At 74.9% G+C, this 8537-nt stretch carries 5 protein-coding genes; 2 read left to right on the plus strand and 3 right to left on the minus strand.

Annotated features, from left to right (window positions below):
* Positions 1-4: 4 nt before the first annotated feature.
* Together ABZ920_RS27310 and ABZ920_RS27315 are read right to left on the minus strand one after the other, a co-directional pair.
* Positions 5-1780 (minus strand): LCP family protein, encoded by a 1776-nt coding sequence (locus ABZ920_RS27310; RefSeq protein ID WP_361510337.1) that lies wholly within the window; start codon positions 1778-1780, stop codon positions 5-7.
* Positions 1781-2995: 1215 nt separating this feature from the next.
* Positions 2996-3751: a TIGR03089 family protein gene (locus ABZ920_RS27315; protein ID WP_361510340.1), complete on the minus strand. Its 756-nt coding sequence runs from the start codon at positions 3749-3751 to the stop codon at positions 2996-2998.
* Between the two features lie 111 nt (positions 3752-3862).
* On the opposite strand from ABZ920_RS27315, the gene ABZ920_RS27320 reads away from it, so the two are divergent.
* Positions 3863-5296, plus strand: coding sequence for a peptidoglycan recognition protein (locus ABZ920_RS27320; RefSeq protein ID WP_361510343.1), 1434 nt, complete (start codon positions 3863-3865; stop codon positions 5294-5296).
* A gap of 103 nt (positions 5297-5399) precedes the next feature.
* A complete protein-coding gene (locus ABZ920_RS27325) occupies positions 5400-6482 on the plus strand; it encodes an NDP-sugar synthase (protein ID WP_361510346.1) in 1083 nt (360 codons plus the stop codon).
* A 406-nt stretch (positions 6483-6888) separates the two neighbouring features.
* On the opposite strand, the gene ABZ920_RS27330 is transcribed toward ABZ920_RS27325, so the two are convergent.
* On the minus strand, positions 6889-7821 hold the full coding sequence (locus tag ABZ920_RS27330; protein WP_361510399.1) for a DNA-3-methyladenine glycosylase 2 family protein: 933 nt from the start codon (positions 7819-7821) through the stop codon (positions 6889-6891).
* Positions 7822-8537 lie beyond the last annotated feature (716 nt).

An 8537-nucleotide genomic window follows, 5' to 3' on the forward strand; every position in this document is an offset into this window, starting at 1 on the left:
GCTCTCAACTGGCGCACTGAACCTTGTCTGCCGTGGACTTCTCCACGTCCGGCGCCTTCGCCGGAGCCGTCAGGGACACGCCCGCACCCTTGAAGTCCTTGCCCAGCGTCAGCGTCATCGCGGGCAGGCCCTGGGAGTTGGTGACGCTCTCGCCCGGCTTCAGCGCGGCCCCGGACAGCCCCATCAGCGCGGCGAGCCTGCGCGCCTGGGGTGCCTGGTCGGGCGCGTACTCGAGCGTGGTCCGGCTGAGCGTCTGCGGGGCGTTGCCCGCGTTCTCCGACTTGGTCACGCCCTTGCTGTTCTGCAGCCAGGACAGGGTCTCCTGGGCGCTGCCGGCCGGGGCGCCGCCGTTGAGGATGCGCACGCGCACCTCGGAGGCCTCGGACTGGGTGCCCTTGAGCCGGGCGGCCGCCGCGTCCTTGGCCGCCTTCTCCTTCTTCTTCACGTCGGTGAAGGAGACGTCGTTCCTGATGGCGTCGAAGACCTGGGGAGCCGTGGACTGGTTGAGGACGACGGTGGCCTTGACCGTCTCGGCGGGGTTGTCCACCACCGGGACCGTCAGGAAGGTGATGTTCTTCGTCGGCACCTTCTTCAGCTCCGTCGCCACGTCCTTGAGCGTGCTCACCTTGCCGATGCCCTTGTCGACGGTGAGCGCCTTCGTGGCCGCCTCGGCGAGCTTGTACAGCTTGGTCGGGCTGGTGAGCGTGTTGCTGGAGGACATCTTGCGCATCAGCGAACTGAGGAACTGCTGCTGCACCTTGATGCGGTCCAGGTCGCCCTGGTTGCCGAAGCTGTGCCGGGTGCGGACGAAGGCCAGGGCCTGCTCACCCTGCACGGTGGACTCGCCCGCCGGCAGGTCGAGGTGCGAATCCTTGTCCTTGACGGCGTGCTGGAGGCACACGTCCACGCCGCCCACCGCCGTCGTCAGGGTCTTCACCGCGTTGAAGTCGGCCATCATGAAGTGGTCTACGGGGATGCCCATGACCTCCTCGACGGTCCGCATGGTGCAGCCGGGGTCGCGGCCGTCCTGGCCGAGGCTCGTGTTGAAACGGACGCCGTCCGTGCCGGGGACGATCTTGGTGCTGCCGTCGGGCTGTTTCGTCGGGCAGTCCGGGACGTTCACGAGGAGGTCGCGCGGGATGCTCAGCGCGGTCGCGTTCGTCCGGTCCTCGGAGACGTGCAGCAGGATGTTGGTGTCGGCGTGCCCGACGCTGCCCTTGTCGCCGTAGCCCTCGTTGCCCGCACCGGTGCGCTTGTCGGTGCCGATGATGAGGATGTTGAAGGCCTCGTCCTTGCTGAAACCATTCTTGCCCGCGCTGCCGACGTCCGTCGTCGTGACGTTGCCCTCGAGGTGCTTGAGGTAGAGGTAGCCGCCACCGCCGGCGGCGACCAGCACGAGTGCCAACCCGCCGCCGGTCCACGTCACGGCCTTCTTGGCCTTCGACTTCTGCTTCGCCGGCCGGCGGCCCCGCCGGCCGGCCTGCGCGGCGTCCTCGGACGCTCCGTGGCGTCGCGGCCCGGGCACCGTACGGCCGGGGGCGGCGGTCTTGGACGTCTCCGGCCTGTCCGGCCTGTCCTGCCGGTCCGGCCGGGCGCGTCCCGGTGCGGACGCACGGGGCCCGGCCGCCGTGCCGCGCGAGGCGGCTCTGCGCGGTCCCGGCACCGCCGACTGCGGAACGGAAGGGTTCAGTCGCAGTTCGTATTCGCCGGTGTCCGGATTGAGCACCCACTGGTCTGCGGGATCGATGTTGTCCGCCCGCCCACGGCCTTGCGCGTCCACGGTTGTCCGAATCCTCCGTCGGGGCCACGCGGCGCCTTGCCCCCTCAAGGCGCTCAGGTCTGGTCACACAGTGCACGACCCCAGGAAGGACCTCGCGGCCGGGTGCACCGGATCGCTCACACTATCCGGCCAGTTCAGCGCCAAGCGACGCCCGTGACAAATTGCACGTCCCTACAACTGGGCAATCCGCCCATTTCCCTGGACAAAAGTTCGCCCTTGGCCGTGGTTTTACCCGCAGCCGACGTTACCCGGGCGTGTCGCCGGGAAGCGCGCGCGTGGAAGGAGCGCGGTCCGACGGTCCGTCCGCCCGTTCACCGCGGTTCCACGGGCTTCTCCACGGCGTCGACCGCGGTACCGACGGTGATGGCACGACTGCCGAGCGCACGGGGAAAAGCCGCTCCTTCCGCTTTCCCGGCGGAATACGGCGGCCGACAGCGGAATGCGGATTCAGGTGTTGAATGCCGTGCGAGTTCCCGGGCGGCTTCACGGCCTTCCGTACCGCGTCCGCGAACGTCCTCCGGGGCCGAGGCCGGGACCGGGCCGGCCGAGCCGGCCGAGCTGTCGCGCGGGGCTTCGGCGGACGGCGCCCACGGGGCCGTGGCGCCCGTCGCGCCGCGCCGTCCGGACGGCCGTGCTCGGGGTCGTCGCGCGGCCGCCGGCCCCCGGTCGGTCAGGCGGGCGGCCCGTCGAGGGCGGAGTCTTCACGCGCCGCGCCGTCCGTCCGGCCCGCCTGGGCCGGGCCTGGCCGGCCGAGCTGTCGCGGGTGGGCTTCGGCGGACGGCGCCCACGGGGCCGTGGTGGCCGTCGCGTCGCGCCGTCCGGACGGCCGTGCTCGGGGTCGTCGCGCGGCCGCCGGCCCCCGGTCGGCCAGGCGGCCCGTCGAGGGCGGAGTCTTCACGCGTCGCGCCGCCCGTCCGGCTCGCCTGGGCCGGGCCTGGGCCGGCCGAGCTGTCGCGGGTGGGCTTCGGCGGACGGCGCTCGCGGGGCCGTGGTGCCCGTCGCGCCGCGCCGTCCGGACGGCCGTGCGGCCCGCTGTGCCCGGGGTCGTCGCGCGGCCGCCGGCCCCCGGGCGGCCAGGCGGCCAGTCGAGGGCGGAGCCGTCACGCGCCGCGCCGCCCGTCCGGCTCGCCGGGGGCGGGCCTGGGCTGCGCGGACGGGCCGGGGCTGCCGAGGGTGGTCGGCCGGGCCGCCGTGACCCCCGAACCGCTGCGCCGGTCAGCGGGCCGTGGCCGTGACGCGCTCGCTCTCGACCCGCTGGGCCAGCTTCTCCTCGTCCAGCCGGTCGAGGTTGCGGCACAGCACCACCGATCCGCCGGCGGCCAGCGGCCCGTACAGCCCGGCGCTCAGCCCCTCCCACGTGTCGTAGGGCAGGCCGGACAGCAGCCGGGAGCCGGGTCCCGTCAGGCCGAGCGACGGCGCGTCCGCACGGGCCCGCTCCACGACCTCGGCCGCCGTGTACTCGGCACCGGCCACGATCAGCGCCGGGCCCTCCGGGTCCACCGGCGCGAACGGGGCGAACCGGTCGCCCTGCCCCGGCACCTCGACGGCGTAGTCCACGAAGCCCTCCGGCGGCTGCGGGAACCGGCCGCCGAGCGGACGCAGCGCCAGCGCGACGCGCTCCCCGGAGCAGGCCCGCGCCGCCTCCAGCGCGTCCGGCCCGCTCACCACGACGTCGGCCGCCGCCGCGTTCCCGTCGACGTCCGCGACCGCCCCCACCGACGCGCAGGCCAGCAGCCACACCGCCGTCTGCCAGTGCGCCGGCAGCAGCAGCGCCACCCGGTCGCCCGGGCCCGCAGCGAGGTCGCCCTGGAGGAGGTTGGCGGTCTTGGCCACCCAATTGGCGAAGGTGGCCACGGACAATTCGACGCGCTCGCCGGTGGCGTCGTCGTAGTAGGTCACCAGGGGGCGTCCCGGGTCCGCGGCGAGCGCGGAACGCAGCAGGTCGGCGGGGGTGCGTTCGGTGGCGTTCACCCGGGCAAGGGTACGCGGCGCACCGCCCGGCCGGGGGGCGGCGGGGCCACCGGTTCGGCGGAGCACCGGCCGACGGTCCGTCAGCTCCCGTATGGACAGGAATATCTGATTATGTCCAAGATCAGGGGCATGCGTGGATACGGATTCCTTGCGTTCTCCCTCGGCGCCGGCTGTGCGGCCGTCCTGGCCCTCCCGCTCGCCCTCCCCGCGGCCGCGAGCCCCTTCCCGGCCGCGGGCGTGGCCGCCGCGGGCGGGCGGACCGCCGGGCAGGCCGTCCCCGGCAGCACCCAGTCCCTGCCCCTCGTCCCCCTCGATCCCGACCGCGCCACCGGCGCCCGCGAGCAGGGCCTGTACCGCGCCGCCGTACGGCACTTCTCCCTCGTCGGCGTGGTCTGGGACGACCCGGACACCGCACTGCACGGGACCGTCCAGGTCCGCACCCGCGCGGCCGCCCCCGGCGCCTGGTCCGGATGGCAGGACGTCGAGGTCCACAACGCCGCCCACGGCGCCGACCCCGGCAGCCCGGAGCGCACCTCCGGACGGGTGCGCGGGGCCACCGCGCCCCTGTGGGTGGGCGACTCCGACGGCGTCGAGGTGCGGGTCCGCGCGGACTCCGGCACCGGGCACCGGCGAAGCGGCCCCGGGCTGCCGCTGCCCTCGGGGCTCCGCGTCGAACTCGTCGATCCCGGCACGGCCTCCGCGGCGCGGAACGCCGAGGCCGGCCTCCCGCGCACCGCGGCCCGGGCGGCCGGGCCCTCCGGGGCGGCCGGCGCGCCCACGGCGACCGCGGCCTCCGCGGCGCGGGCCGTGTCCGCCGCCGGCGCCGGTCTCGCCCCGCCCGGGGCCACGGAGATCCCGGCGCTCGGCAAGGCGGCGACGGAGAAGGAGATGTTCACCCTGCGCGGCGAGGAACCGACGGCGTCGCAGCGTGCCAAGCCGTACATCGGACCGCGCCCGGGCATCGTCATCCGGCGTGGCTGGGGCGCGGACGAGAAGCTGCGCAGGGGAGGTTTCGTCTACACGACGAAGGTGAAGGCGGCCTTCGTCCACCACACGGCTTCGGGCAACAACTACACCTGCGCCCAGGCCCCGTCGGTCATCCGTGGCATCTACCGCTACCACGTCAGGAGCATGGGCTGGCGGGACATCGGCTACAACTTCCTCGTCGACAAGTGCGGACGCATCTACGAGGGCCGTGCCGGGGGCGTGGCGAGGGCGGTGCTGGGCGCCCACACCATGGGGTTCAACAGCAACAGCATGGGGGTCGCCGTCATCGGCACCTACAGCAAGTCCAAGCCCCCCGCGGCCACCGTGCAGGCCGTCGCCCAGCTGACCGCCTGGAAGCTCGGGCTCTACGGGATGAACCCCAAGAGCACGACATACCTGAAGTCCGGCGGTGGCAACCTGTACGCAAAGGGAAAGAACGTGCGCCTGAACGTGATCTCCGGCCACCGCGACGGCTTCGCCACCGACTGCCCGGGGCGGCAGCTCTACGCCAAGCTCGGCACGGCCCGCGCGACCGCGGCGCGCTACCAGGGCCGCTGACGACGGCACAGCCCACGGCCCTCGGGGCCGTGGACGGCGATCTGCATAAACTGTCCGGCCGAACAACAGATCGGCCGGTCCCGGCAGGAAGCAGAGACGACAGGTGACAGAAGCGATCCTCCTGGTCGGCGGCAAGGGCACCCGGCTGCGCCCGCTCACGGTGCACACCCCCAAACCGATGGTCCCGGCGGCGGGTGTGCCGTTCCTGACGCACCAGCTGGCCCGCGCCAAGGCGGCCGGCGTCGAGCACATCGTGCTCGCCACGTCGTACCTGGCCGAGGTGTTCGAGCCCTACTTCGGTGACGGCTCCGCCCTCGGACTCCACCTCGAGTACGTGACGGAGGAGGAGCCGCTCGGCACCGGCGGCGCCATCCGCAACGTGGCCCCGCGCCTGCGCTCCGGTCCGGACGATCCCGTCCTGATCTTCAACGGGGACATCCTGACGGGCCTCGACATCCGCGCGCTGGTGCGCACGCACGACACGACGGGCGCGGACGTCTCCCTGCATCTGACGCGCGTCACGGACCCCCGGGCCTACGGCCTGGTGCCCACCGACGATACGGGCCGGGTGCTGGCGTTCCTGGAGAAGCCGCAGACGCCCGAGGAGATCGTCACCGACCAGATCAACGCGGGGGCGTACGTCTTCCGCCGCTCGGTCATCGACACCATCCCCCAGGGCCGGCCGGTGTCGGTCGAGCGCGAGACCTTCCCGGAGCTGCTGACCGCCGGGGCGCACCTGCAGGGCATGGTGGACTCGACGTACTGGCTGGACCTCGGTACGCCCGCGGCCTTCGTGCGGGGCTCGGCCGACCTGGTCCTGGGCCGGGCGCCGTCCCCGGCGGTCCCCGGCCGCTGCGGCGACCGCCTGGTCCTGCCGACGGCCGTCGTCGCGCCGGACGCCAAGCTGACCGGCGGAACGGTGGTGGGTGAGGGCGCCTTCGTGGCCGAGGGCGCGCGGGTGTCCGGCAGCACGATCCTGGACGGCGCCGTCATCGAGCCGGGCGCCGTGATCACCGACTCGCTCATCGGCACGGGCGCCCGCATCGGCACCCGCTCCGTCCTGACCGGCACGGTCATCGGCGACGGCGCGGTCGTCGGCGCCGACAACGAGCTGAGGGAGGGCGTACGGGTGTGGTGCGACGCCCGCATACCGGCGGGCGCGGTCCGCTTCTCCTCGGACCAGTAGGGGCGTTTGCGGCCCCGGCTGGGGGCGGTCCCTGCCTGTGACGGGCTGGGGCCGCCCTGGCGACGCCGGGCTGCGCGGCCCCGGGGGCACAAGCGACGCCGGGCTGCGCGGCCCCGGGGGCACAAGCGATGCCGGGCTGCGCGGTCCATCGGGGCACGAAGGTGATGGCGGGCCGCGCGACCCACGAGGGCGCTAGGTGATGGCGGGTTGCGCGTTCCACGGGGCACGGGGGCCCGCCGGGTTGCGCGGCCCACGGGAGCACAAGGCGACGACGGCTGCGCGACCCACGGGGGCACGAGGCGACGACGGGCAGCGCGGCCCACGGCCACCACGGAGGCGCTACCGGGCAACCCGGGCCGCTGACCCCCGGCAACAGGATCCCTGTCCCCGCCCCGCAACTCCCCGCTCAGAGCCCGGTGATGTCCCCCTTGGGCATCCGCGGCCCTCTCCGCGGCGGCACCCGTCCGCTCAGCAGGATCAGCCGGGCCGCCCGGTGCCGCTGCCCCGCGTACGGCTCCAGCAGCCGCAGCATCGCCTCGTCGTCCGCGTACCGGTCCCCGGCCAGCGCCCACCCCACGATCCCCGGCAGATGCAGGTCCCCGACGGTGACCGCGTCCGCCGCGCCATGACTGCGCTGCACGGTCTCCGCCGACGTCCACGGCCCGATCCCGGGGACCAGCTCCAGCCGCTCCCGGGCCGCCGCCGGCGCCATCCGCACGGACTCCTCCAGCCGCGCGCCGACCCGCACGGCCCGCAGGATCGTCGACGCCCGCTTGCTGTCGACGTTGGCCCGGTGCCACTCCCACGAGGGGATCAGCGCCCACGTGCGGGGCGCGGGCATCACGTACATCGGCCCGGGCACGGGCCCCGGCGCCGGATCCCCGTACGTGCGCACGAGCACCCGCCACGCCCCGTACGCCTCGACGGTGGTGACCTTCTGCTCCAGGATCGAGGGGATCAGCGACTCCAGCACCAGCCCGGTCCGCGTCAGCCGCAGCCCCGGCCGCCGGTGCCGGACCAGCGCCAGCAGCCGGTGGCGCGGCGCGAAGGCGGACGGGTCGTCGGCGGCCCCGAGCAGCTCCGGCAACTGTTCCAGCAGCCACTCGGCCCCCGGCCCCCAGGCCTGCCCGCGCACCTGCCCGCCGCGCGCGGAGATCCGCAGCGTCCCGGGTCCGAGGGGCGTCCGGCTGGCCCGCCACACCGACCCGTCCGGTGCCGCCCGGAAGGTCGGGTCACCGGCACCGCGTCTGAGCGGCCCCAGCACCAGCCCGAGGTCCAGCGGTCCGTCGGGCACCCAGGTCCGCACCCGTCCCGGCGCCACGGCCGGCCGGGGCACCAGCCCGGACGCGCGGGACGCGGCGTTCGGGGCGGACGCGCCGGACGCACCCGGGGCGCAGGGAGCACCGGGGACCACGACGGCCTCCTGCCCGCCGCGCACGGGCACGACGGCGCCACCCACGCCGTCAGGGCGGTGGGGGAGGGTCGGCCGGGGTGCGAAGCGTCCTGCCACGAGAGAGGTCCCAGGTGTGTGCCGGTGGTGTGCCGAAGCTGCCCTACGAGAGTAGGCGGTCGCCCCGGACCGGACGGCCGTGGGTGGGACGGATGGCCACGACCGGCGGCCGACCGGACCTCCGGAGGGCGCGGGGGCGGGCACGGACCTCTCGCAGCGGTGACCACCGCGAAGCCCTGGCACACCCTCACCGGCGCGAACGCCCGTCACCGGCCGTCCACGGGCATCCCGGCCACCGCGCCTTCCCGAACGCGCGTCACCGCACTCCCACGGAGGCCCCGGGCGCCCTGGCGACCGCGCCTCGGCGAACGCCCGTCACCGGCCGTCCACGGGCGCCCGGGCGACCGCGCCTCCCCGAACGCGCGTCACCGCACTCCCACGGAGGCCCGGGCACCCTGGCGACCGCGCCTCGGCGAACGCCCGTCACCGGCCGTCCACGGGGCATCCCGGCGACCGCGCCTCCCCGAACGCGCGTCACCGCACTCCCACGGAGGCCCGGGCACCCTGGCGACCGCGCCTCGGCGAACGCCCGTCACCGGCCGTCC

This window comes from Streptomyces sp. NPDC046831 (assembly GCF_040645305.1).
Lineage (GTDB): Bacteria > Actinomycetota > Actinomycetes > Streptomycetales > Streptomycetaceae > Streptomyces.